The 22,500-nt window shown below is 70.6% G+C and carries 17 protein-coding genes; 10 read left to right on the top strand and 7 right to left on the bottom strand.

Translation table 11 applies throughout. The features are described from left to right. Positions 1–203 precede the first annotated feature (203 nt). Together Vse01_RS24970 and Vse01_RS24965 are read right to left on the bottom strand one after the other, a co-directional pair. Entirely contained in the window at positions 204–2,510 is a 2,307-nt protein-coding gene (locus tag Vse01_RS24970; protein ID WP_093402867.1) for a hypothetical protein, read from the bottom strand. A gap of 80 nt (positions 2,511–2,590) precedes the next feature. Further along, on the bottom strand, positions 2,591–3,337 hold the full coding sequence (locus Vse01_RS24965) for a pyrimidine reductase family protein (RefSeq protein WP_093402868.1): 747 nt from the start codon (positions 3,335–3,337) through the stop codon (positions 2,591–2,593). Positions 3,338–3,488: 151 nt separating this feature from the next. Here Vse01_RS24965 and Vse01_RS24960 point away from each other — a divergent pair, with 151 nt between their 5' ends. From Vse01_RS24960 to Vse01_RS24935, 6 genes are all read left to right on the top strand, one after another. Further along, on the top strand, positions 3,489–4,034 hold the full coding sequence (locus tag Vse01_RS24960) for a plasmid pRiA4b ORF-3 family protein (protein WP_093402869.1): 546 nt from the start codon (positions 3,489–3,491) through the stop codon (positions 4,032–4,034). A gap of 266 nt (positions 4,035–4,300) precedes the next feature. Then, positions 4,301–5,590, top strand: a complete 1,290-nt coding sequence (locus Vse01_RS24955) for an ABC transporter substrate-binding protein (protein WP_093402870.1) — start codon at positions 4,301–4,303, stop codon at positions 5,588–5,590. A 189-nt stretch (positions 5,591–5,779) separates the two neighbouring features. Then, positions 5,780–6,748 carry a carbohydrate ABC transporter permease gene (locus Vse01_RS24950; RefSeq protein ID WP_093402871.1) on the top strand — a complete coding sequence of 323 codons (969 nt, stop codon included), beginning with the start codon at positions 5,780–5,782 and terminating at the stop codon, positions 6,746–6,748. A 10-nt stretch (positions 6,749–6,758) separates the two neighbouring features. After that, positions 6,759–7,601 carry a carbohydrate ABC transporter permease gene (locus Vse01_RS24945; RefSeq protein ID WP_093402872.1) on the top strand — a complete coding sequence of 281 codons (843 nt, stop codon included), beginning with the start codon at positions 6,759–6,761 and terminating at the stop codon, positions 7,599–7,601. Next, positions 7,598–9,031, top strand: a complete 1,434-nt coding sequence (locus Vse01_RS24940) for a GH1 family beta-glucosidase (protein ID WP_093402873.1) — start codon at positions 7,598–7,600, stop codon at positions 9,029–9,031. Before Vse01_RS24945 ends, Vse01_RS24940 begins: the two co-directional genes overlap by 4 nt. Positions 9,032–9,113: 82 nt before the next feature. Continuing rightward, positions 9,114–10,160 (top strand): LacI family DNA-binding transcriptional regulator, encoded by a 1,047-nt coding sequence (locus tag Vse01_RS24935; RefSeq protein WP_093402874.1) that lies wholly within the window; start codon positions 9,114–9,116, stop codon positions 10,158–10,160. A gap of 352 nt (positions 10,161–10,512) precedes the next feature. Here Vse01_RS24935 and Vse01_RS24930 read toward each other — a convergent pair whose 3' ends face one another. Next, entirely contained in the window at positions 10,513–11,733 is a 1,221-nt protein-coding gene (locus tag Vse01_RS24930) for an acyl-CoA dehydrogenase family protein (protein WP_093402875.1), read from the bottom strand. Then, positions 11,733–12,785 carry a phosphotransferase family protein gene (locus Vse01_RS24925; protein WP_093402876.1) on the bottom strand — a complete coding sequence of 351 codons (1,053 nt, stop codon included), beginning with the start codon at positions 12,783–12,785 and terminating at the stop codon, positions 11,733–11,735. The genes Vse01_RS24930 and Vse01_RS24925 overlap by 1 nt, the downstream gene beginning before the upstream one ends. 148 nt (positions 12,786–12,933) lie before the next feature. On the opposite strand from Vse01_RS24925, the gene Vse01_RS24920 reads away from it, so the two are divergent. Both Vse01_RS24920 and Vse01_RS24915 read left to right on the top strand, forming a co-directional pair. After that, complete coding sequence (locus Vse01_RS24920; RefSeq protein ID WP_093403185.1) at positions 12,934–13,635, top strand: ACT domain-containing protein; 702 nt, start codon at positions 12,934–12,936, stop codon at positions 13,633–13,635. A gap of 101 nt (positions 13,636–13,736) precedes the next feature. Then, positions 13,737–14,798 (top strand): GNAT family N-acetyltransferase, encoded by a 1,062-nt coding sequence (locus Vse01_RS24915; RefSeq protein WP_093402877.1) that lies wholly within the window; start codon positions 13,737–13,739, stop codon positions 14,796–14,798. Between the two features lie 98 nt (positions 14,799–14,896). Here the strand turns inward: Vse01_RS24915 and Vse01_RS24910 are convergent, their stop codons facing one another. Both Vse01_RS24910 and Vse01_RS24905 read right to left on the bottom strand, forming a co-directional pair. Then, a complete protein-coding gene (locus Vse01_RS24910; protein ID WP_093402878.1) occupies positions 14,897–16,465 on the bottom strand; it encodes an aldehyde dehydrogenase family protein in 1,569 nt (522 codons plus the stop codon). A 349-nt stretch (positions 16,466–16,814) separates the two neighbouring features. Beyond that, positions 16,815–17,546 carry an LPXTG cell wall anchor domain-containing protein gene (locus Vse01_RS24905; RefSeq protein WP_093402879.1) on the bottom strand — a complete coding sequence of 244 codons (732 nt, stop codon included), beginning with the start codon at positions 17,544–17,546 and terminating at the stop codon, positions 16,815–16,817. 361 nt (positions 17,547–17,907) lie between these two features. On the opposite strand from Vse01_RS24905, the gene Vse01_RS24900 reads away from it, so the two are divergent. Then, positions 17,908–20,853 carry a glycoside hydrolase family 9 protein gene (locus Vse01_RS24900; protein WP_373870717.1) on the top strand — a complete coding sequence of 982 codons (2,946 nt, stop codon included), beginning with the start codon at positions 17,908–17,910 and terminating at the stop codon, positions 20,851–20,853. A gap of 69 nt (positions 20,854–20,922) precedes the next feature. On the opposite strand, the gene Vse01_RS24895 is transcribed toward Vse01_RS24900, so the two are convergent. Next, positions 20,923–21,480 (bottom strand): TetR/AcrR family transcriptional regulator, encoded by a 558-nt coding sequence (locus Vse01_RS24895; protein WP_093402881.1) that lies wholly within the window; start codon positions 21,478–21,480, stop codon positions 20,923–20,925. Between the two features lie 92 nt (positions 21,481–21,572). Here Vse01_RS24895 and Vse01_RS24890 point away from each other — a divergent pair, with 92 nt between their 5' ends. Continuing rightward, positions 21,573–22,496: an NmrA family NAD(P)-binding protein gene (locus Vse01_RS24890; protein WP_093402882.1), complete on the top strand. Its 924-nt coding sequence runs from the start codon at positions 21,573–21,575 to the stop codon at positions 22,494–22,496. The last annotated feature ends 4 nt before the right edge of the window (positions 22,497–22,500 follow it).

The following is a 22,500-nucleotide window of genomic DNA, read 5'->3' as shown; positions in this document are numbered from 1 at the left end:
TGGTCGTCGCGGTCGGCACACACGCCCTGCATCCTGCCGGAGGAGTACGACAGGCCGCCACGCGACGCGGCGCAGGCCACGTAACGACCTCGCGCCGAACGCGCACGGCGATCGGTTCCTGACGGCGGGTGTCCGGGCCTCGTTGCGCCAAGCCGCCAAGCCGCCAAGCCGCCATGCCGCGAGGTCGCGGAGCCGCCGCGCCGTCAGGGCGTCGGGTGCAAGCTGGTGCCGGTGGCGGGCCGTAACCGACCGGCCAGGTCCCGCACGGCCGCCTCGTACGCCTCGTCGGTGTGGTACGGCCAGTGCCGGTTGATCGGCGGCGGGACGGTGTCGTCGGGTGGCACGGTGATGCCACGCGGGTCGCGCAGCCGCCTGTCGACAGTGCCGGCGGGGCCGGCGACGTGTGGCCGCTGGCCGGGGCGGTGGGCCGAGAAGATCGGCCCACCGACCGAGTCGGTGTCCCGCCACAGGTTCACCCACCGCCACCCGACCCGGTCGCCAAGTTCGACAAGGATCGGGTCGCCGAAGAAGGCCGGGCACAGGCGGGCGTACACCCGATGCAGGGGGCTGCCGTGGGTCAGCAGCGCCACCCGGGGCAGCACTCGGGACGGCAACTGGAGCAGGGTGGCGGCGGCCAGTACCGAGCCGTGGCTGTGCCCGGAGAGGATCACCCCACCGTGGTCGGCGAGCGCCGCGACCCGCTTGGCCAGTTCCGGTACGGCCCGCTCGGCGTAGCAGGGCGGCGCGAACGGGTGCACGGTGCGCGGCCAGAACGTGCCGAGGTCCCAGATCGCCGCCACCGTGCGCCGGGTCTCCTCGGAACGGTAGGAGAACACCCCGAGCACCACGATGCCGAGCGCAACCAGGCCGATGACGTACATGCCCACATCGGTCGCGAGGGCCAGGTCCGTGGCCGCCTCACCATCGGTGCCGGCCAGCCGTCGGCTCAGCTGCGACGGCCCGACCCCGATCAGGTCCAGTGCGACGACGGTGACGCCGACCACCGACAGCACCAGGAACACGGTGAGCACCGGCCCCAGGTGCTCGGCGATCGCGGCCCGCGCGATGATCTCTCGGACGTCCTCGCGTCGGGACCGGGCCTCCGGCGGCGGGTCGGGGAAGTCCCGCTGGATGATCTCCTCGGCCATCCGGCGTCGCTGCCGGCGGGTCACTGCGATCCGCCAGAGCACCGTGGCGGCGACGACCAGGACTGTGATCAGCCCGGCCAGGGCCGCCCAGCGGTAGGAAACCGGCGGTTCCAGCGGCGGCGCGCCAGGGGGGTTCTGCCGGGCCGGGTTCGGGATCTCGCCCCGGTCGAGCAGGTCGGCGACCCGGTAGACGAGGGCGGCGGCGAATCCGTACGAGGCGGCGACCGCCATGGCGGCGAAGACCGGGCTGGCGAGCCCACCCAGCCACGAGGTCCTGGCGGTCGAGCTGTGTCGGCGCTGGAGCAGGGTCACCGCGACGAGCGCGCCGAGCAGCGCGGCCTGGATCGCCACCAGCGCGGCCACCGCGTCTGCGTGACCGGGCAACTGCCCGCGTGGCGGCTCCGGCTCCAACGGCACCGCGCTGTAGGCGAGAGCCAGCACGGTGAGCGTGATGGCGCCGATCCGCAGCGGTCGGACGCCGCGCAGGTCGACCGGGCCTCGACCCGCTCCGTCCGGTGCGACCCGTGCCGGCCGGAGAAGCAGCACGGCACAGGCCACCAGCAGCAGCCAGGCGGCACCGAAGAGCAGGTAGCCGACCGCAGTGGGATGCACGTAGATCAGGGCGCCGAGCAGGCTGACATCGAGCACGCCGAGCCCAACCGCGACGTGGATGGCGCGCAGCCTGCGTACCACCAGTTCGTCGTTCCAGAATCCGGGGCTGTCGACCCGATCCTCGCCGCCGACGGTGCGGTCCTGTCCACGGGCGGCCGGAAATGCCTCGAACACCCGGGCGGAGCGTTCGCCGAGCCACCAGAGCAGCCGCAAGGCACCGATCGGTATCAGAGCGAGCAGTGCCAGACGGGGTCCGAGCGGCAGGTCGCCAAGCCACGACAGATAGCTGCGACCGCGCAGGCAGGGCTGGTAGGGAATGCACTGCCAGCCGATGATGTCGATGGTCACGCCCACCATGGAGAGCGTGAACGCGGCGGTCAGGGTCGCGGCGAGCAGGCGGCACAGCGGGCCGATCACACCGCCGGCCCCACCGGTTGCCGGCCGCGTCCACACCGCGAGGTTGACAAGCATGAACGGCAGCAGGAACAGCAGCGACGCGGTACGCACGGCGCCGCCGGCGGTCAGCGCCCCCCAGCGGTACGCCTCGACCCGCAGCGCCTGCGGCCGGTCGCTGACGCCGAAGCCGGGCCGGGGGCGGTAGAAGCCGGCGTTGTCGTCGCCGGCGACCCTGGTCACGACCGGATGGTCCAGCAGTGTTTCGGCGGCGGCTCCGGAGACCCCGTGGACCCGTAGCTCGACCACCTCGTACGCCACGTCTCCGCCCTCCGGCAGCCGCCGATACCGGTTCACGGTAGTGAGCTGACCTGCGCTTTCGCGGTCTTTTCGACAACTCGTGGCGGCGGCCGCAGCGGTGGTGGCGGAGCGGCCGGTCAGTGCCGGGCGTGGCGGAGCAGCAGGGTGCCGTCGTCGGCGCGAAGGACGTGCCGCAGCGGCAGGTGCCGGGCGGGACTCGGGTCACCGGCGGTGATCCGGCCGGGCCCGGCCCCGGCGAGCAGCGGTGCGATCGAGAGGCACACCTCGTCGACCAGGTCGGCGGCGGTGAGGGCGCCGAACAGGTGCGGACCGCCCTCGCAGAGCAGTTGACCGAGCCCGCGACGGCGCAGTTCGGCCAGGCCGGCGACCAGGTCGACCCGGTCGTCACCGAGGCGTACCAGGTCGGCCACGGCGGTCAGGCCGGGAGGTGCTGTCGCGTCGCGGCGAGTCAGCACCACCGGGCGCACGGGCGCGTCGGCGAAGGCGGCCTGGGCCGGATCGAGGTCGAGGGTGCCGGAGACCACGACCAGGGTCGGATACTCGGTCAGCCCGTGCGCACGTCGCCAGGCCCGGCGTCGCTCGTCGAGCCGGATCGCCCGGTAACCCTCGTGGCGCAGCGTGCCGGCGGCCACCAGCAGCGCGTCGCAGAGCATCCGGAGCAGCCCGAAGACCCGCTTGTCGGGTGCGCCGGACAGCCCGGCCGAGTAGCCGTCGAGACTTACCGCGCCGTCGACGCTGGTCACGAAGTTCATCCGCAGGTGTGGCCGGTCGGCGCGGCCGTACCGGGCGATGAGCGTGTCGTCGTCCACCGGCTCGGGTGACGGGTCCGGCCAGAGGACGGAAATCGGCGCTCCGTCGTTCATTCGCCGGCCGGACCGGTGACGGGAGGGGTCGGTCGGGGGGTACGGTGCTGGCAGTCGCACCAGTTCCGGCCCGGGCAGTCGTCGTGCCGCCGCGCCCGGCACGCTCGGCAGATCATGCTCGCAGCCTATGCCGAGGGAGGATGGGACACCCATGCCGCGTCAGATCTTCCAGCTGAGGATGTCCCTGTCCGGGGTTCGTCCGGTGATCTGGCGCCGGGTGCTGGTACCCGGCGGTTACACCCTGGACCGGCTGCACCGGGTGGTGCAGCACGCGATGGGCTGGCGCGACTGTCACCTGCACTCGTTCGAGATCGACGGCGTGCAGTACGGCGAACCCGACCCCGACGGCGAGCTGGCCCTGCACGACGAGTTGGACGTCCGGTTGGACGCGGTGGTCGGCAAGGGCAGCCGGTTCCACTACACGTACGACTTCGGCGACTGGTGGGAGCACGACCTGCTGGTGGAGGACGCCCTGACGGCCGAGGCGGACGAGCGCTATCCGCGCTGCCTCGACGGGGAGCGGGCCTGCCCACCGGAGGACGTCGGCGGACCGCAGGGCTACCTGGTGCTGCTCGCCGCGTTGGTCGAGCCGGGCCATCCGGAGCACCAGACGATGCGGGACTGGGTGGGTGCCGGCTTCGACCCGGCGGCCTTCGACGCCGGTCGGGTGGACACCCTGCTGCGTCGTCTCTGCTGAACACCGCTTCCGGATCGCAACCCAGCTGCGTTTCCCGATTGTTTGCCGGGTCAAACGAGCTGCGTGGTAACGATCTGGGATCGCTCCCACTGGACTATTGACACTCCCGACACCTGCCGGCAATCTCATGGGAGCGTTCCCAAGAGGCGTGGATCACATGGCGCGCCCTTGGGCGCCGACCCCGGCTGACGCAGCCGGTGTCGGCAGGCGCTGCGGCACCCCCCACCACAGACAAATGCAGCCTCACCATCGAAAGAGGGGTCAGGATGAGCCTCACCACGCGGCGTTCCCGCATGGCGGCAGCCGCCCTGGCCGCGATCACCGCTATCGGCGGTCTCGCGGCTTGCGGCAATGACGACGACACGCCGGCCGAGGGCGAGAAGCCCGCGAAGCTGGTCGTCGACACCTTCGGCGAGTTCGGCTACGACGAGCTCGTCAAGCAGTACGAGCAGCAGACCGGCATCAAGATCGAGCTGCGCAAGACCGCACAGCTCGGCGAGTACCGGCCGAAGCTGGTCCGTTACCTCGCCACCGGCAAGGGCGCGGCCGACGTGACCGCCCTGGAAGAGGGCATCCTCAACGAGTTCAAGGCCAACCCGCGCAACTGGGCCGACCTGACTCCGCTGGTGTCGTCCGAGATCACCGACGACTACCTGCCCTGGAAGTGGGAGCTGGGCAAGGCACCGGACGGTCGGCTGATCGGCCTGCCGACCGACGTCGGCAGCCTCGCGGTCTGCTACCGCAAGGACCTCTTCGAGGCCGCCGGCCTGCCCACCGATCGGGAGGCGGTCTCGGCGCTCTGGCCGGACTGGAACGGCTTCCACCAGGCTGGCCAGAAGTACAAGCAGGCCACCGGCAAGGCGTTCGTCGACTCGATCACCGCCGTCTCCAACGGCGTGCTGTTCCAGCAGGGCAGCGACCTGTTCTACGACAAGGAGAACAACATCATCGCGGACTCCAGCCCCGCGGTGAAGTCTGCCTGGGACACCGCCACCTCGATGGTGGACATCTCCGCCAAGGCGTCCACCTGGTCGCCCGAGTGGTCCGGCGGCTTCAAGCAGGGCACCTTCGCGGCCACCTTCTGCCCGTCCTGGATGCTCGGCATCGTCGCGGACAACTCCGGCGAGGAGAACAAGGGCAAGTGGGACGTGGCGGCCGTGCCGGGCGGCGGCGGTAACTGGGGCGGCTCGTGGCTGGCCGTGCCGGAGCAGAGCAAGTACCCGGAGGAGGCGGCGAAGCTCGCCGAGTTCCTGACCAACGCCACCAGCCAGGTGGAGGCCTTCAAGGCCAAGGGCCCGCTGCCCACCAACCTGGAGGCGCTGAAGAACGAGGCCTTCCTCAGCTACACCAACGAGTACTTCAGCAACGCGCCGACCGGCAAGATCTTCGGCGAGAGCGTCGCCCAGATCCAGCCGATCCACCTGGGCCCGAAGCACCAGGCGGTCAAGGAGAACGCGTTCGAGCCGGCGATGCGGGCGTTCGAGAACGGGCAGGCCAGCAAGGATGCGGCCTGGGAGCAGTTCACTAAGGACGCGCAGACCCAGGGCGTCTTCTGAGTGATTCCCTTCCGGTGGCGTTCGGGACTACCCGGACGCCACCGGTCGGTCCCCACCGCGCAGCATCCTGCGTGAGGGCCCCCGGGCCTCGCTGGAAAAGGAAACTCGAATGAGCGAGCGTAAGCGAGCGAATCATCACCTCAGTGCCGTGGTGCCTCGTGGCGGCACGGAGCGCAGCGGAGTGTCGTCATGAGCCTGTCGGCCACGACGGCACCGCCGTCGCCAGCAGCACCACCCCCCGATGTCCCCGCCCGGCGCCGCCGGGGCTATCTCTTCAACCGCCTGGATCTCAAGTACTCCCCGTACCTCTACATCGCGCCGTTCTTCCTGATCTTCGGAGCCTTCGGGCTGTACCCGATGCTGCGCACCGCCTGGATGTCGCTGCACGACTGGGACATGGTCGGCGAGCACACGTTCATCGGGCTGGACAACTACACCGAGTTGTTCTCCGACGAATACTTCTGGAACGCGCTGGTCAACACGTTCGGCATCTTCGCCCTGTCGACCATCCCGCAGCTGCTGATGGCGCTGTTCCTGGCGAATCTGCTCAATCAGACCCTGCTGCGCGCCAAGACCTTCTTCCGGATGGCCATCTTCGTGCCGAACGTGGTTTCGGTGGCCGCCGTCGCGATCGTCTTCGGCATGCTGTTCCAGCGCGACTTCGGCCTGTTCAACTGGCTGCTCGGCCTCATCGGGGTGGACCAGATCGACTGGCGTGCGCAGGAGTGGAGTTCCTGGACCGCGATCGCCACGATGGTCAACTGGCGGTGGACCGGCTACAACACCCTGATCCTGCTCGCCGGCATGCAGGCCATCCCGAAGGATCTGTACGAGGCGGCCGCGATCGACGGGGCCAGCCCGTGGCGGCAGTTCTGGCAGATCACCCTGCCGATGCTCAAGCCCACCTTCATCTTCGTGGTCATCCTCTCCACGATCGGCGGCATGCAGCTGTTCACCGAGCCGCTGCTCTTCGCCAACGGCAGCATCATCGGCGGCAACCAGCGGGAGTTCCAGACGCTGGCGATGTACATGTACGAGAAGGGCATCTACAACCTGAGTACCGCAGGTTACGGAGCCGCGGTCGCCTGGGCGATCTTCATGATCATCGTCCTCGTGTCGCTGATCAACTTCATACTCGTCCGCCGCGCGGCCAAGTGAGGAGAGATCGATGATCTCGGCTTCAAAGCGCCTGTGGCGCACCAGTCCACTGACCTACATGGCGCTCGTCCTGGCGGCGTTGCTGTCGATCTACCCCTTCTACTACATGATCGTGATCGGCACCCGGAGCCTGGAGTCCATCAACGACGTGCCGCCGCCGATGACCCCGGCCGGCGCGTTCGGTGACAACTTCGGGCGGGTGCTCGACAACGACGCGGCCAACTTCCTCAAGGGCCTGATGAACTCGATCATCGTCTCGTCGGTGGTCACCGTGTCGGTGGTGCTCACCGGCTCCCTGGCCGGCTTCGCCTTCGCGAAGCTGCGCTTCCGCGGTCGCAACGTGCTGCTGCTGGCGATCATCGTCACCATGATGATCCCGACCCAGATGGGCCTCATCCCGCTCTGGAGCATGATGCAGTCGCTGGGGTGGTACGACACCCTCTACGCGGTGACCGTGCCGTTCCTGGTCAGCGCCTTCGGCGTCTTCATGATGCGGCAGTACGCCAGCCAGGCGATCTCCGACGAGCTGATCGAGGCCGGCCGCGTCGACGGTGCCAGCACCTTCCGGATCTACTGGAACATCGTGCTGCCCGCGCTGCGCCCAGCGGCCGGCGTGCTCGGTCTGCTCACCTTCATGGAGACCTGGAACTCCTTCCTCTGGCCGTACGCGATCCTCACCCCGGAGAACCCGACCCTGCAGGTCTCGCTCTCCTTCCTCTCGTACGCCTACTACACGGACTATTCCCAGGTCTTCGCCGCCACGGCGGTCGGCACCATCCCGCTGGTGCTCGTCTTTCTTCTCTTCGGCCGCCAGATCATCGGCGGGATCATGGAAGGTGCAGTCAAGTCGTGAGCAACCCCGCCACCCCGCCCGCCGTCGGCGTCCTCGACGAGCGTCCGCCACTTACCTTCCCGCCCGGCTTCCTCTGGGGCGCGGCGACCGCCGCGTACCAGATCGAGGGCGCGGCGAACGAAGGCGGTCGGACCGCGTCGATCTGGGACACCTTCAGCCACACCGAGGGTCGGACGGTCGCCGGGCACACCGGCGACGTCGCCTGCGACCACTACCACCGGCTCAGCGACGACGTCCGGCTGATGGCCGAGCTCGGGCTGAAGTCGTACCGGTTCTCGGTGTCCTGGCCCCGGGTGCAGCCGGGCGGGTCGGGTCCGGCGAACGCCGAAGGGCTCGACTTCTACCAGCGGCTGGTCGACGAGCTGCTGGCCAACGGGATCGAGCCCTGGCTCACCCTCTACCACTGGGATCTGCCGCAGGAGTTGGAGGACGCCGGTGGCTGGCCGGCCCGGGACACCGCCGCCCGGTTCGCCGACTACTCGCTGTTGGTGGCGGACGCGCTGGGCGACCGGGTGAAGTACTGGACCACGCTCAACGAGCCCTGGTGCTCGGCCTTCCTCGGGTACGGCTCCGGGGTGCACGCCCCGGGCCGCTCCGACGGGGCCGACGCGGTCCGTGCCGGACATCACCTGATGCTCGGCCACGGGCTCGCCGTGCAGGCGCTGCGTACGGCGGTGCCGCAGGCGCAGCTCGGGGTGACCGTCAACCTGTACCCGGTCACCCCGGCCAGCGACTCGCCGGGCGACGTCGACGCGGCCCGGCGGATCGACGCGCTGGCCAACCGGTTCTTCCTCGACCCGATCCTGCGCGGCGCCTACCCGGACGACCTGGTGGCCGACCTGGCGAAGGTCACCGACTTCAGCCACGTTCACGACGGTGACCTGGCCACCATCTCCACCCCGCTGGACGTGGTGGGCGTCAACTACTACAGCCGGCACGTGGTGGCCGCGCCGATCCCCGGCGAGCAGCCGGAGGCATACTGGCGGGACCAGGCCTGCTGGCCGGGCAGCGAGGACGTCCGGTTCGTAACCCGGGGGGTCCCGGTGACCGACATGAACTGGGAGATCGACGCTCCCGGGCTGGTGGAGACGCTGCGCCGGGTTCACGAAGAGTACACGGACCTTCCGCTCTACGTGACCGAGAACGGCTCGGCCTTCGTCGACGAGGTAGTCGAGGGTCAGGTCGACGACGTCGACCGGCTGGCCTATTTCGACGCCCACCTGCGCGCCTCCCACGAGGCGATCAGCGCGGGCGTCCCCCTGCGGGGATACTTCGCCTGGTCGCTGATGGATAATTTCGAGTGGGCCTGGGGCTACACGAAGCGGTTCGGCATGATCTACGTCGACTACGACAAGCAGACCCGCATCCCCAAGTCCAGTGCCAGGTGGTACGCGGAGGTGATCCGACGCAACGGTCTGGCCGCACAATAGGGCGATGGCCAGCCAGTAACGGGCGGCCCGGCACCAGCGCTGGTGAAGGTGCCGGGGCCGCCTGACGTCGGAGGAGCAGACGATGACAACGCAGCGCACCCGGTCGCTCGGGCGGCCGACGCTCGACGCGGTTGCCGCCCGCGCCGGGGTGGGCCGCGGCACGGTCTCCCGGGTGGTCAACGGCTCCCCGCAGGTGAGTCCGGAGGCCCGGGCCGCCGTGCAACAGGCCATTGCCGAACTGGGGTACGTACCCAACCGCGCGGCTCGGGCGCTGGTCACCCAGCGGACCGACTCGGTTGCCCTGGTGGTCAGCGAGTCCGGTGAGCGGATCTTCGCCGAGCCGTTCTTCGCCGGCATCGTCCGGGGGATCAGCTCCGCCCTGCTGGAGACGCCGTTGCAGCTCTGGCTGGCCATGGCCCAGTCGCCGCTGGAGCGGGAGCGGGTCGAGCACCACCTGACCAACCAGCACATCGACGGCGTACTGCTGCTGTCGCTGCACGACGACGATCCGCTGCCCACCCTGCTGGAGGAGCGTGGCCTGCCCACCGTGCTCGGCGGGCGGCCCGCGCGGATGCTGCACCCCGAGGCGCAGCCCGCCTCGTTCGTCGACGTCAACAACGCCGGTGGGGCACGCCAGGCGGTCGAGTACCTCGCCGGTCGGGGACGGCGGCGCATCGCCACCATCGCCGGCCCGCAGGACATGGGCGCCGGCCTGGCCCGGTTGTCCGGCTATCGGGATGCGGTCCGCACCGCCGGGTTCGGCGTCAACCCCGACCTGATCGCGTACGGCGACTTCAGCGAGGAGAGCGGCGCGACGGCCATGCGGGGGTTGCTGGAGCGCTGCCCCGACCTGGACGCCGTCTTCGTGGCCGCCGACCTGATGGCCTTCGGTGCCATGCGGACGCTGCGGGAGGCCGGCCGTCGGGTGCCGCAGGACGTGGCCGTGGTCGGTTTCGGCGACGAACCGATCGCCCGGCAGGCCAACCCGCCACTGACGTCGGTGTTCCAGCCGGTGGAGGAGATGGGCCGGCAGATGGCGCGGCTGCTGGTCGACCGGATCCGCGGCGACGAGCTTGCCACTCCACACGTCGTCCTGGACACCCAGTTCGTCGAGCGCGCCTCCGCCTGAACCACGCGCCACCCCGGGCGGGTGCTGGCGGCGGGTCGTACGCGGGCCGGCGCTTACCCGGCCCCCGATAACTCTCCGCAGTTCTGACGCTGTGTCACTTCTCCCCGGCGGCCCTCAGTGCCACCTCGCACGCTTTGCTCTGCTTCAACCCACGCACTAGCGCCTGAACTGCGGTAATGCGAAGGTGGGATCGAGTCACCGGCTCGGCGCGGTTGCTGAAAGTAACTGTTGCGTCGGTTGAAGCAGAGCAAAGGTGGGGTACACCGGGTCTGGGGGAGCGGTGAAGACCACGGAAAGTCACGCCGGAGGGCTTGTCGGATGCGGGTCTGATCAGCCGGGTGGGCGGTGGTGTTCAGGCGGGGGCGGTCCAGCGGCGAAGCTCGCGTTTGGCGAGGCTGTTGCGGTGCACCTCGTCGGGACCGTCGGCGAGGCGCAGCGTGCGGGCCTGGGCCCAGAGCGCGGCGAGGGGAGTGTCCTGGCTGACCCCGGCCGCGCCGTACGCCTGGATGGCCTTGTCGATGACCCACTCGGCCATCGCCGGTGTGGCGATCTTGATGGCCTGGATCTCGGTGTGTGCGCCCTTGTTGCCGACGGTGTCCATCAGCCAGGCCGTCTTGAGCACCAGCAGCCGGGCCTGTTCGATGCGGACCCGGGCCTCGGCGATCCACTCGCGTACCACGCCCTGCTCGGCGAGCGGGCGACCGAAGGCGACCCGCTCGACGGCCCGACGGCAGAGCAGTTCCAACGCCCGCTCGGCCATCCCGATCAGGCGCATGCAGTGGTGGATCCGGCCGGGGCCGAGCCGGGCCTGGGCGATGGCGAAGCCGGTGCCCTCGGCACCGACCAGGTTCTCCGCCGGCACCCGTACGCTGTCGAAGTCGATCTCGGCGTGCCCGCCGTGCGAGGCGTCGCTGTAGCCGAAGACCCGCATCCCCCGGCGGACGGTGACCCCGGGAGTGTCGCGGGGGACCAGGATCATGCTCTGCTGGCGGTGCCGGTCGGCGTCCGGGTCGGTCTTGCCCATCACGATGAGGATCTCGCAGGCCGGGTCCATCGCGCCGGAGGACCACCACTTGCGGCCGTCGACGACGTAGTGGTCGCCGTCGCGGCGGATCGACGTGGCGATGTTCGTCGCGTCGGAGGAGGCCACGTCGGGCTCGGTCATGCAGAACGCGGAGCGGATCTCGCCCGCCAGCAGCGGCGTGAGCCAGCGTTCCTGCTGGGCGGGGGAGCCGAACTCGGCGAGCAGCTCCATGTTGCCGGTGTCCGGTGCGGCGCAGTTGAGCGCCTCCGCAGCGAGGTGCGGGCTGCGGCCGGTCAGTTCGGCCAGCGGAGCGTACTGGAGATTGGTCAGCCCGGCACCGTGGCGCGGATCGGGCAGGAAGAGGTTCCACAGGCCGCGTCGGCGCGCCTCGGCCTTCAGCTCGGCCAGCACCGGCGGCCGGGCCCACGGATCACCGGCGGCGGCCACCTGGGCGGCGTGCACCGGCTCGGCCGGGTACACGTGCCGCTCCAGGAAATCGGTCAGCTCCGTGCGCAGCTGCTCGGTCCGGGCGTCGTACGCGAAGTCCATCAGGTCTCCCTCACCGCGGTCAGTCCGTGTGCGACAAGCGGGGCAACGAGGCCCCCGATGGTGTCGAAGCCCTCGCCGAGGGTCTGGCCGAGGGTGTGCCGGTAGTGGATGCCCTCGCAGATGACGGCGAGTTTGAAGCAGCCCAGCGCGATGTGCCAGTGCAGCGGGCCGACGTCGACGTCGCTGCGGCCGGCGTACCGGGCGATCAGCTCGGCGCCGCCGGGGAAGCCGGCACGCGGGCCGAGACCGTCGGCGACGGGGTTTCCGTCGGAGGCCGCACTGCCGCCGAGCACCTCCCAGTACGTCAGCAACAGCCCCAGGTCGGCCAGCGGGTCGCCCAGGGTGGCCATCTCCCAGTCCAGCACCGCCGTCACCGTCACCGGGTCGACGGTGGCGAGCAGGTTGTCCAGCCGGAAGTCCCCGTGCACGATCCGGCCGGCGTTGGCTCCGTCCGGCGCGGTGGCGGCGAGCCGGTCGCGTAGCTCGTCGATGCCGGGCAGCGGCCGGCTGCGGGAGCGATCGAGCTGCCCCGACCAGCGGCGGACCTGCCGGGCCAGGAACCCTTCCGGGCGGCCGAAGTCGGCCAGCCCGACCGCCGCCGGCTCCACCGTGTGCAGCGCTGCCAGGGTGTCCATCATCGTCATGGCCAGCCCGTGTCGCTGCTCGCCGGTGAGCCGGTCGGTGCGGGAACGGCTCCGGAACACCTCGCCCGGCACCCGCTCCATCAGGTAGAACGGCGCCCCCAGCACCTCCGGCTCGGGACAGAGCAGCAGGGCGCCGGGCACCGGGACGTCGGTCGGGGCGAGCGCCGAGATGACCCGGAACTCCCGGGTCATGTCGTGCGCGGTGGCCAGCACGTGCCCGAGCGGGGGTCGACGCAGCACCATTTCCCGATCGCCGGCGTGCACCAGGTAGGTCAGGTTCGACCGGCCACCGGCGATCAGCTCGGCCCGTAACGGGCCGGCGGCCAGATCGGGGCGGTGCGCCGCCAGGTGGTCGCCGAGCCGGTCCAGATCCAGACCGGCGGGCGAGCCGGCGGTCGGTTCGGTCATCCGGACAGTCCATGGCAGCTCCGGCGGCTTGTCAAGGTCAGGTTTGACCCTCGGGACATGCCGCCGCAACAGGGACGAAATGGTCAACTGTCAGGCTGACACCAGCCTGCCGGCCACTGTGCCGGCCCGCCGAGCGGAGGGGTTTGAGATGTTGCTGCGCGTTCGGGTCACCCTGCCGGACCGTCCTGGCACGCTCGGTCAGGTCGCGCGCACCCTCGGCGTGTCCGGGGCGGACATCGTCCAGGTGGTCGTGCTGGAACGCCTCGGCGGGCGGGCGGTCGACGACTTCACGGTGGTGTGGCCGGGCGTCGCGCGGGTGGAGCGCCTGCTGGCCGGCCTGGCGGCGATCCCCGGCGTACGGGTGGACGGGGTCTGGCGGGCGATCGGCGCGCCCACCACCACCGGCCAGGACGCCGAACTGCTGGCCCAGGTCGCCGCCAACCCGGCCGACGGACTGGCGACCCTTGTCGACGCGGTGCCCGGGCTGCTCGCCGCCGACTGGTCCGTCGCCGCGATGGTGCCGGTGGACTGGGCATCGCGTACCGGAGGGGGCGGTGCGACGGTCGGGCACGCCAGTTGGCGTACCCCGGTGCCGCCCATGCTGCCGGAGGTGACCCCGCTGCGCGCCCGGTCGATGACCGCGCCCGACGGCGGCCATTTCGCGGTCGCACCGTTCGGTCGGGCCGGGCTGGTGCTGGTGGTGTCCCGCGAGCACAGCGAGACCCTAACGCCGGCCGCCTTCCACTCCACCGAGGTGGATCGGCTCGCCCAGTTGGTCCGGGCCTGCGCCGTGATCCTCGGTGACCGGCTCGACCTGGTCGGCGCTCCGCCGGTCAGCGCCAAACCCTGAGCCGTTGTGACGCAGACCGCAGGGCCGATCGCGGCTGGACACGGTGAGGCAACCGACCGGCAACAGCCGCGGACGAGGGTGGCAGGCGAAGGGAGGCAACGATGACGCTGTGGCGGATCCGAGCCACCGTGGACGACCGACCGGGTTACCTGTCGGTGCTCACGGCGAGCCTCGCGTTGCGTGGAGTCAACATCCTCACCGTGCAGGTGCACACCACCGAGCAGGGTGCCGTCGATGATTTCCTCGTCGACGCGCCGGACACCCTCGACGAGGCGGGACTGCTCGCCGCGGTCGAGCGGGGCCGGGGGCGGGACTGCTGGGTGGCGCGCAGCGAGGCGCGTGGCCTGGCCGATCAGCCGACCCGGGTGCTCGGGCTGGCGACCCGGCTGGTGCACGACCCGGACGCGACAGGTGAGGTGCTACGGGCCCTGCTCGGCGCCGACGAGGTGACCTGGCGGGCCGCGCCGGCCCTGGCCCGGCCCGGGATCGACGGGATGACGATGCTGCTGGCCGACCCGAACGGCGGGTCGTACACCCTGCGCCGGGTCGCGCCGAGTTTCACCCCGGCCGAGTACGCCCGAGCCCAGGCGCTGCTCGAACTGGGGGCCACCGCCGCCCGGCGCAGCACCGAACAGGTCACCGTGGTCCTGCCCGACGGCGCCGAGCTGACCGTACGCCCCGCCGTCGCGGAGGACCTGACGGCCGTGGTCGAGTTGCACCAGGCCTGCTCGGTGCGCAGCCGGCAGCGCCGTTACCTCGGCGGAGCGGTACTTCCCTCCCCGGCCCGACTGCGTCGGCTCCTGGAGCCGGCCCGTGGGCTGACCCTGGTCGCCGCGACGACCGGCTCCGGCGGGGCGGCGGAGTCGGTCGTCGCGATGGCGAACCTGCTCGCCGAGGGCGACGAGGCCGAGGTGGCGCTGTTGGTACGCGACGACTGGCAGCGCCGTGGGCTGGGCTCGACGTTGCTGCGTCGGTTGACCCGGCAGGCCGAGTCGGCCGGCTACGCGGCGATGGTGCTGCACGTCCAGGCGGACAACGCGCCGATGCTGCGTACGCTGCGCCGGTTGTCCCGGCCGAGCACCGTCCAGCGGGACGGCGCACTGCTGACCATGACCGTGCCGTTGGCCGCCGAGGTGCCGGCGACAGCGAAGAGCGCCGGCTGACGGCCCAGACGACCGACCTCCGGTGCGGAGGCCGGTGAGGTGGGCAGGATTCCCGGTGCGGGGGTCCTGCCCACCGCGTGCCTCCTGACCGGCTGCGGTCAGATGCTCGGAGGTAGGGCGGTGCGGTCCTGGAAGTTGCCGTAGAGGCGATCGTCGGCGCCCACGGTGACGGCTTGGACCAGCAGATCCCCACCGACGAAGGCACCCTTCCAGGAAGCGCCCCGGCCGCCGAACGGCTCCTGCCGGTCACCCCGGGAGCGGGGCCGGTTGATGCCCACCTTGAAGGCTTGCAGGTCGACTGCCAGCTTCGCCGCCTCGTCGGTGTCGTCGCAGGCGAGGGAGGCCACCAGTGCGCCGTTTGAGGCGTTCATCTGGGCCAGCAACTCGTCGGTGGTGTCCACCACGACGATGGTGTCGACCGGACCGAACGGCTCGGCGTGCATGAGCCGGGACCGGCCGGGTGGGGCGAGCAGCACCGACGGCGCGACGTACGCCGAGGTGTCCTGCCCGGGCAGGAACGGCGCCCCGTCGAGTTTGCCCCGGTACAACGGGACGGCGCCGCCCCGTACCGCCTCGTCGACCTTGCGGTGCAGCTCGTCGGCCTTGGCGGCGCTGATCAGCGGGCCGAAGTCCAGCTCCGGCAACGGGTCTCCGGCCTGCCAGGTCTCGACGACCGCGAGCGGGTGCCCGAACCGGACCGAGCGGACCACCGGCAGGTACATGTCGAGGAACTCGTCGACCAGGTCCCGCTGGACCACGAACCGGGGGTACGCGGTGCAGCGCTGTTTGCCGTACTCGAAGCCCTTCTTGAGGTGAGCCGCGAGCAGATCCCACTGGGAGAAGTCCCAGATGCCCCAGGCGTTGAGGCCCTCCTGCTCGATGAAGTGGCGTTTGTTCGAGTCGAGCAGCGCGGCGGCCACCTTGCCCCCGTTGGAGCGGCCACCCACGAACGCCACCGCGCCGATCTCCGGTGCCCGGACCAGTACCTCGGACAACGCCTCGCCGCTGCCGGAGAGCAGGGTGGCGGGCAGCCCGGCGCGGTGCATCAGTGCGTGCGCCACGGTGAGACAGACCGCGCCGCCCTGGGACGGTGTCTTGGCGATGACCGCGTTGCCGGCGAGCAGCTGCACCAGTTCGGCGTGCACCAGCACGCTCATCGGGTAGTTCCAGGAGGCGATGTTGCTGACCGGGCCGGGCAGCGGGGCGCGACCGCCGGCGAGCATCCGATCGATCTCGTCGACGTACCAGCGCACCCCGTCGAGTGCGCGGTCCACGTCGGCGCAGGCCAGGCGCCACGGCTTGCCGATCTCCCAGACCAGCAGCAGGGCCAGCAGGTCGCGTTGGTCGGTGAGGGCGTCCAGGGCGTCGGTGACCCGCGACCTGCGTTCGGCCAGCGGGATCTCGGCCCAGCTGGCGTGGGCCGCGGCGGCGTGCGCGACCGCGTCGTGGGCGGTCGCCGCGTCCAGTCGCGGCAGGTTGACAAGCACACTGTTGTCGACCGGGGTACGCGTCGGCGTGGGCGTGCCGCCGGTACGCCAGCCGCCGCCGACCAGGTTCCGCAACGTGGTGGTGCCGTCGGCTGGGCGGTCGAACGCCTCACCGGTGGCGGCCACCGCCCGGGCGAGGGTGTCCGGCCAGGAGGTTCCGTCGGCGAGCCGTAGAGCCATCGCGATCTCCTCAGGTGGGCGGGGAGCGGCCATCGAGGGGCGCCGCCAGGTGCCGCGTACTGTCGCGTGCCGCCCAGCGCGACGGCAACAGTACGGTCCGTATCGCAGGACACCCGAGGCTTGGCGCTCCTCAGTGGAGGGCCCGCCCTGTCCCGTGGCCGACGCCCCTCACCTGCCGATTTGCCCCAGGCGTATTGCTAAACGTCGATGATGTGAACATTCCCCCTTTGTTACTGGTGAGTACGATCGCGGCTACCTGGCGGTGGCATCGGCCTGGGAGGCGTCCACTCGTACCCAATGACGAGAACGGCCGCCGGAGGGTGCCGGCGGCCGTTCTGGGATGGTGCTGTCAGCTGGTGAAGGTGATCCCGTCACGCCGACGTCGCAGCGCGACCAGGGCGACACCGCCACCGATCAGGCCGACGCCGACCAGAGCCATGGTCGTCGCCGCCGCGCCGGTGACCGGCAGGCTGCCGTCGTCGTCACCGCCGCCACCGCCGGTGCCGTTCGACGGGCTGGCCGACGGCGTGTCCGACGGGACCGGCGACTCGGGGACGGTCGGCGTCGGGGTGGGCGACTCCGAAGTGGTGGGCGTGGGCGTCGGTGACTCCGGGGTCGGCTGGCCGGCGCAGGTGTGGCTGAGGTTGAAGCGGTCACCCTGGCCGCTGATCGTGGCGCTGCCGTCCACCAGCGTCCACCCGGCCGGGGTGAACAGATAGGCGTGGATAAGTCGGGACTCGTTCTGCCCAGCGGGGTAGAGCGCGTCGGGGTAGGCGTCGGCGGCGTCGGGCACGGTGACGTCGACCGTGCCGGAGCCGTTGTCGAAGGTGAGTGTCAGGCTCTCGAAACCGCCTGCGGACGGACCGCCGGGCAGGACGAAGTGCCAGCCGTCGTGGTCGGTGGGGCGATCGGCGAACCTGGTGTCCGCGCACTGTTGCTGGAAGTCGGCCGCAGTGGAACCCTGGTGGGCCGAGTGAAGCGGAACTGTGCTGCTCGCCCAGGCCGGGGCGGCGAGGGCGAGGAGGGCCGTGGCGGCGACGCCGGAAACGGCCGCACGCGCCACGTGCCGACGCTGTGGCATGAGAATTCCTCCGGATCTCAGCGGGATGACGGCACATGCTCGCATCCGGATGGCCGGTTCTGATCTCGGGCGAACGGTCTGACCTGGGCAGACCTGAAGTCGCGATGTGCCCGCGAGGGTGTCTCCGGGGCTGTCGGCGCGCGTGTCGGTGTAACGCCAGACGGCCCTCCGACGCCCAGCGGCATCGCCGGGCGGGCTTCCCAACCGACGGTGCCCGGATTACATTGTCAACTATCCATGGGAGCGCTCCCGGTCCTGTTGGAGCCACCTCGCCGCCACCACCACCGCCGGCAGCCGTCCACCCCGACGCGGGCACGCGTCCGGTCGATGCCGTCGGGCACGCATCGACAGGAGTAGTCGCATGCATCTACCCCCACGGTCGGGCCGCGTCCACGCCGACCGACCTCTGCCGAACCAGCCCTGGCTGCGTCACCGCCCCGACCAGCCCTGGCCCCGCCGGATGCTGGCCGCCGTCACCGCACTCGCCGCCGGCCTCGCGCTCGCGCTCGGCGTACCCGCGACCGGTGCCGCCGCCGCGCCGACCGACGGTGCCGGTGCCGCCGCCGCGGCCCCGGCCTTCAACTACGCCGAGGCGCTACAGAAGTCCCTGCTGTTCTACGAGGCGCAGCAGTCCGGGGAACTGCCCGACTGGAACCGCGTCTCGTGGCGCGGCGACTCGGCGCTCCGCGACGGCTCGGACGTCGGACTCGACCTCACCGGCGGCTGGTACGACGCCGGTGACCATGTGAAGTTCGGCTTTCCGATGGCGTTCAGCACCACCATGCTGGCCTGGGGCGCGGTTGAGTACCGGGCCGGGTACGCGGCGTCCGGCCAGCTCACCCACCTGCTGAACAACCTGCGCTACGTCAACGACTACTTCGTCAAGGCGCACCCGTCGCCGAACGTCCTGTACGGACAGGTGGGCAACGGCGACGACGACCACAAGTGGTGGGGGCCGGCCGAGGTGATGCCGATGGCGCGGCCCGCGTACAAGATCGACGCGAGTTGTGGCGGCGCGGACCTGGCGGGGGAGACCGCCGCCGCGATGGCCGCCTCGTCCATGGTGTTCCGACCCACCGACGCCGCGTACGCCGACAAGCTGCTGACCCACGCCCGGCAGCTCTACACCTTCGCCGACACGGTGCGGAAGAACTACCACGAGTGCATCACCGACGCGACAAGCTTCTACCGGTCCTGGAGCGGCTACCAGGACGAACTCGTCTGGGGTGCGATCTGGCTGTACCGGGCCACCGGCGACGCCGCGTACCTGGCCAAGGCCGAGAGCGAGTACGACAAGCTCGGCACCGAGCCGCAGACCACCACCCGCTCGTACAAATGGACCGTGGCCTGGGACAACAAGCAGTTCGGGGCGTACGTGCTGCTGGCCAACCTGACCGGCAAGCAGAAGTACATCGACGACGCCAACCGGTGGCTGGACTTCTGGACCGTCGGCGTCAACGGCGAGCGGGTCCGGTACTCGCCCGGCGGGATGGCGGTGCTCGACTCGTGGGGCGCGCTGCGCTACGCGGCCAACACCGCGTTCGCCGCGCTGGTCTACAGCGACAAGACCACCGACGCGACCCGCAAGGCGCGCTACCACGACTTCGCCGTCCGGCAGATCAACTACGCGCTCGGCGACAACCCGCGCAACTCCAGCTACGTGATCGGCTTCGGCGCCAACCCGCCGAAGAACCCCCACCACCGCACCGCGCACGGCTCCTGGTGGGACAGCCAGACGGTGCCCACCGAGACCCGGCACACCCTCTACGGCGCGCTTGTCGGCGGGCCGTCCTCGCCGAACGACGCGTACACCGACAACCGGTCCGACTACGTGATGAACGAGGTCGCCACCGACTACAACGCCGGCTTCACCTCCGCGCTGGCCCGGCTCTCCCAGGAGTACGGCGGCACCCCGCTGGCCAACTTCCCGGTCCCCGAGCAGCCCGACATCGACGAACTGACCGTGGAGACCACGGTCATGCAGAACGAGACGCGAGCCACCGGCATCAAGGCGATCATCTACAACAAGTCGGCCTTCCCGGCCCGGGCACTGACCGACGCGAAGTTCCGCTACTACTTCCGGCCCGACGGCACCGGCCCGGTGCAGGTGACCTCCAGCTACACCCAGGGCTGCCCGGCACCGACCACCGCCCGCCAGGCCAGCGGCGACCTCTGGTACGTCGAGGTCGACTGCACCGGGCACACGATCGCGCCGGCCGGCCAGTCGCAGCACCGGATGGAGGTGCAGTTCAAGGTCGGTGTGCCCGAGGGTGGCACCTGGAACCCGGCGAACGATCCGTCGTACCAGGCCACCGCCGGGCCGAACCGCAACGTGCCGCTCTATTCCGGAGGCGAGGTGGTGTGGGGCTCGGAGCCCGCGCCGGACGCCCCCGACACCACCCGGCCGACCACCCCCGGCACCCCGGTGGCCACCTCGGTCAGCTCCCGAGCGGTGAGTCTTACCTGGGAGCCGTCCACCGACTCCGGCAGCGGGATCGACGTCTACCTTGTCAGCACCCGCCAGATCGGCAGCGACGCGATCACGTTGAGCAACGCCAGCACCAACTCGCTGACGATCGACGTGCTGCCGGCCCGGACGTACGAGTTCAGCGTGGTGGCCCGGGACAGGGCCGGCAACACGTCCTTCTCGTCGCCATCGCTGAGCGTGACGACTCCCGCCGTGGACACGGGGGACACCGTCCCACCGACCGCGCCGGGCACGCCCACGGTCTCCGCCGTCACCTCGACCGGTGCGACGCTGACCTGGGCTCCGTCGACCGACAACGTGGGCGTCGTCGGGTACCGGATCTACCGTTCGTACCTGGTCGACACCCTGATCGACACGGTCACCGAGCCGACCTATCGGCTGACCGGCTTGACTCCTGACAGCACGACCCCGTTCTACGTGGTCGCGATCGACGCCGCAGGCAATGCCTCGCCGCCCTCGCAGACGGTGATGGTGAGCACCTCGGCGCCGCTGCCCACGTCGCCCTGCCGGGTCACCTACGGCAGCAACGACTGGAGCAGCGGTTTCACCGCGAACATCACCATCACCAACACCGGTACGACCGCGATCAACGGCTGGACGCTGGCGTTCAGCTTCCCGGACGCCGGACAGCGGGTCGGCCAGGGCTGGTCGGCCACCTACGCCCAGACCGGTGCGGCGGTGACCGCCACGAACATGTCGTACAACGGCAACCTGGCACCGGGCGCGTCGGTAGGCATCGGTTTCAACGGCACCCACACCGGCAGCAACCCGAAGCCCACCACGTTCACGCTCAACGGCGCCACCTGCGCCATCGGCTGAGGGTCGATCGCCTGACCTCGGCGGCGTTCGTGTCGCGTGACCGAGCAGCTCACCGTCTCGGTGGGTTCGCTATCGCGGCCGGACGCCGTCGAGGGCCAGGCGGAGCAGGCGGACGGCCCTGGGTGGATCGCCTTCGGTGGCCTGGGCGATCGCCTGAACCAGCGCAATCAGGTCGTCCGGCGAAACATCAGGTCGGACGGTGGCCAGGTGATGCGCGCGGCCCAGCAGGTCCGCTGTCGCCTCGCGGACCACCGAGTGGCAGGTCTGGCTGTAAGGGGCAGCGCTGTCCGCCGCGTCGAGTGCGGCCGCCAACCCGCGGGTGCTCGCTGCGGCGACCATCAGTTCTTCCAACCACGTGAGCAGCGCCGCGTGGGGGTCTTCGCCGGCCAGTTCGGCGGCGCGTCGGCGAAGGTGCGCGGTGCTGTCCTGGAAGACCTCCTCGAGCATCGTGTGCCGAGAGGGGAAGTGCCGGTGCAGTGTGGCGGAGCCCACACCGGCCTCGCGGGCGATCTTCTCAAGGGAGACCTGCGCCCCGTCCTGGGCGACCAGGGCGGCGGCCACCGCGACGAGCCGCATGTGGTTGCGCTGCCAGTCGGATCGCTGTGGGCGGGTGTGGGCTTCGGTCATCGGTGGCACTTCCCACTGCCGGAAACGGTGTGGCACCCCGTATCGTAGCCCAGGCCAATCGGGGTGCTACCCCATTTTTCCAGGAGGCTTACGTGTCCACATCACTACCCCTTTCCGTCCTGGTGACCGGAGCTACCGGCAACCAGGGCGGCGCGGTGACCCGCACCCTGCTCGCCGCTGGCGTCCCGGTACGCGCCCTGGTGCGGGACCCCGCCGCCGAGCGCGCCACCGCCCTGGCTGATCTCGGAGCGGTGCTCGTACCCGGCGACCTCGACGACATCACGTCGCTCGGGTCGGCCGTCGCCGACGTGCATGGGGTGTTCTCGGTGCAGACGATCGACCTCACCGGCGGCACGGGTGACGCCGAGATTCGGCGCGGTGAGAACCTCGTCAGGGCCGCTCGTGCGGCGGGCGTCGCACACGTCGTCCACACCTCGGTCGCGGGCGTGGCCGCTGTCGACGACGAGCGCTTCGACGAGGACCGTTACGGTGCGTTCACGCGGCATTACTACCGCAGCAAGGCCGCAGTCGAGGAACTCGTGCGGGGGGCCGGCTTCCCCGGATGGACAATCCTGAGGCCGGCCACCTTCATGGAAAGCTTCGTCCGGCCGTCGGTCTACTTCGCCGACCTGACCTCGGACCGTCTCCAGGTCGCCGTCGACCCCGACGTCCGGCTGCCGTTCGTCGCGGTGCGCGACATCGGCACCGCCGCCGCCGCGGCGTTCGCACAACCCGAGCGGTTTCACGGCGTTGAACTCGAACTAGCCGGTGACGTACGCAGCTTCCGCGAGATCGCCGAAGAACTGTCCCAAGTTCTCGGGACGACCATCGAGCTACCCGGCAGCGGGCAGGACATTCGGGACGAGGGTCCGTTGGCGGCGTTCTTCCAGGGACAGCGATTCATGAGCGCACACCCCGCACCGGCACGCCCCGAGTTGGCCGCCGCCTTGGGCGTACCGACAACCACCTTCGCGCAGTGGGCTCGGCTCACGCTGCGCACCACGATCGGCGGATAACGGG

Origin of the sequence: Micromonospora sediminimaris (assembly GCF_016863575.1) — a bacterium.
Lineage (GTDB): Bacteria > Actinomycetota > Actinomycetes > Mycobacteriales > Micromonosporaceae > Micromonospora > Micromonospora sediminimaris.
Note: the sequence above shows the minus strand (reverse complement) of the source record. Positions and strands in the feature narration are given on the sequence as shown.

Bases quoted from the DNA above. Each gene is read 5' to 3' on its own strand.
- Vse01_RS24965 (WP_093402868.1), bottom strand. From the start codon at position 3,337: ATGAACGACGGAGCGCCGATTTCCGTCCTCTGGCCGGACCCGTCACCC.
- Vse01_RS24960 (WP_093402869.1), top strand. From the start codon at position 3,489: ATGCCGCGTCAGATCTTCCAGCTGAGGATGTCCCTGTCCGGGGTTCGT.
- Vse01_RS24955 (WP_093402870.1), top strand. From the start codon at position 4,301: ATGAGCCTCACCACGCGGCGTTCCCGCATGGCGGCAGCCGCCCTGGCC.
- Vse01_RS24950 (WP_093402871.1), top strand. From the start codon at position 5,780: ATGAGCCTGTCGGCCACGACGGCACCGCCGTCGCCAGCAGCACCACCC.
- Vse01_RS24945 (WP_093402872.1), top strand. From the start codon at position 6,759: ATGATCTCGGCTTCAAAGCGCCTGTGGCGCACCAGTCCACTGACCTAC.
- Vse01_RS24935 (WP_093402874.1), top strand. From the start codon at position 9,114: ATGACAACGCAGCGCACCCGGTCGCTCGGGCGGCCGACGCTCGACGCG.
- Vse01_RS24930 (WP_093402875.1), bottom strand. From the start codon at position 11,733: ATGGACTTCGCGTACGACGCCCGGACCGAGCAGCTGCGCACGGAGCTG.
- Vse01_RS24925 (WP_093402876.1), bottom strand. From the start codon at position 12,785: ATGACCGAACCGACCGCCGGCTCGCCCGCCGGTCTGGATCTGGACCGG.
- Vse01_RS24920 (WP_093403185.1), top strand. From the start codon at position 12,934: ATGTTGCTGCGCGTTCGGGTCACCCTGCCGGACCGTCCTGGCACGCTC.
- Vse01_RS24915 (WP_093402877.1), top strand. From the start codon at position 13,737: ATGACGCTGTGGCGGATCCGAGCCACCGTGGACGACCGACCGGGTTAC.
- Vse01_RS24910 (WP_093402878.1), bottom strand. From the start codon at position 16,465: ATGGCTCTACGGCTCGCCGACGGAACCTCCTGGCCGGACACCCTCGCC.
- Vse01_RS24905 (WP_093402879.1), bottom strand. From the start codon at position 17,546: ATGCCACAGCGTCGGCACGTGGCGCGTGCGGCCGTTTCCGGCGTCGCC.
- Vse01_RS24900 (WP_373870717.1), top strand. From the start codon at position 17,908: ATGCATCTACCCCCACGGTCGGGCCGCGTCCACGCCGACCGACCTCTG.
- Vse01_RS24895 (WP_093402881.1), bottom strand. From the start codon at position 21,480: ATGACCGAAGCCCACACCCGCCCACAGCGATCCGACTGGCAGCGCAAC.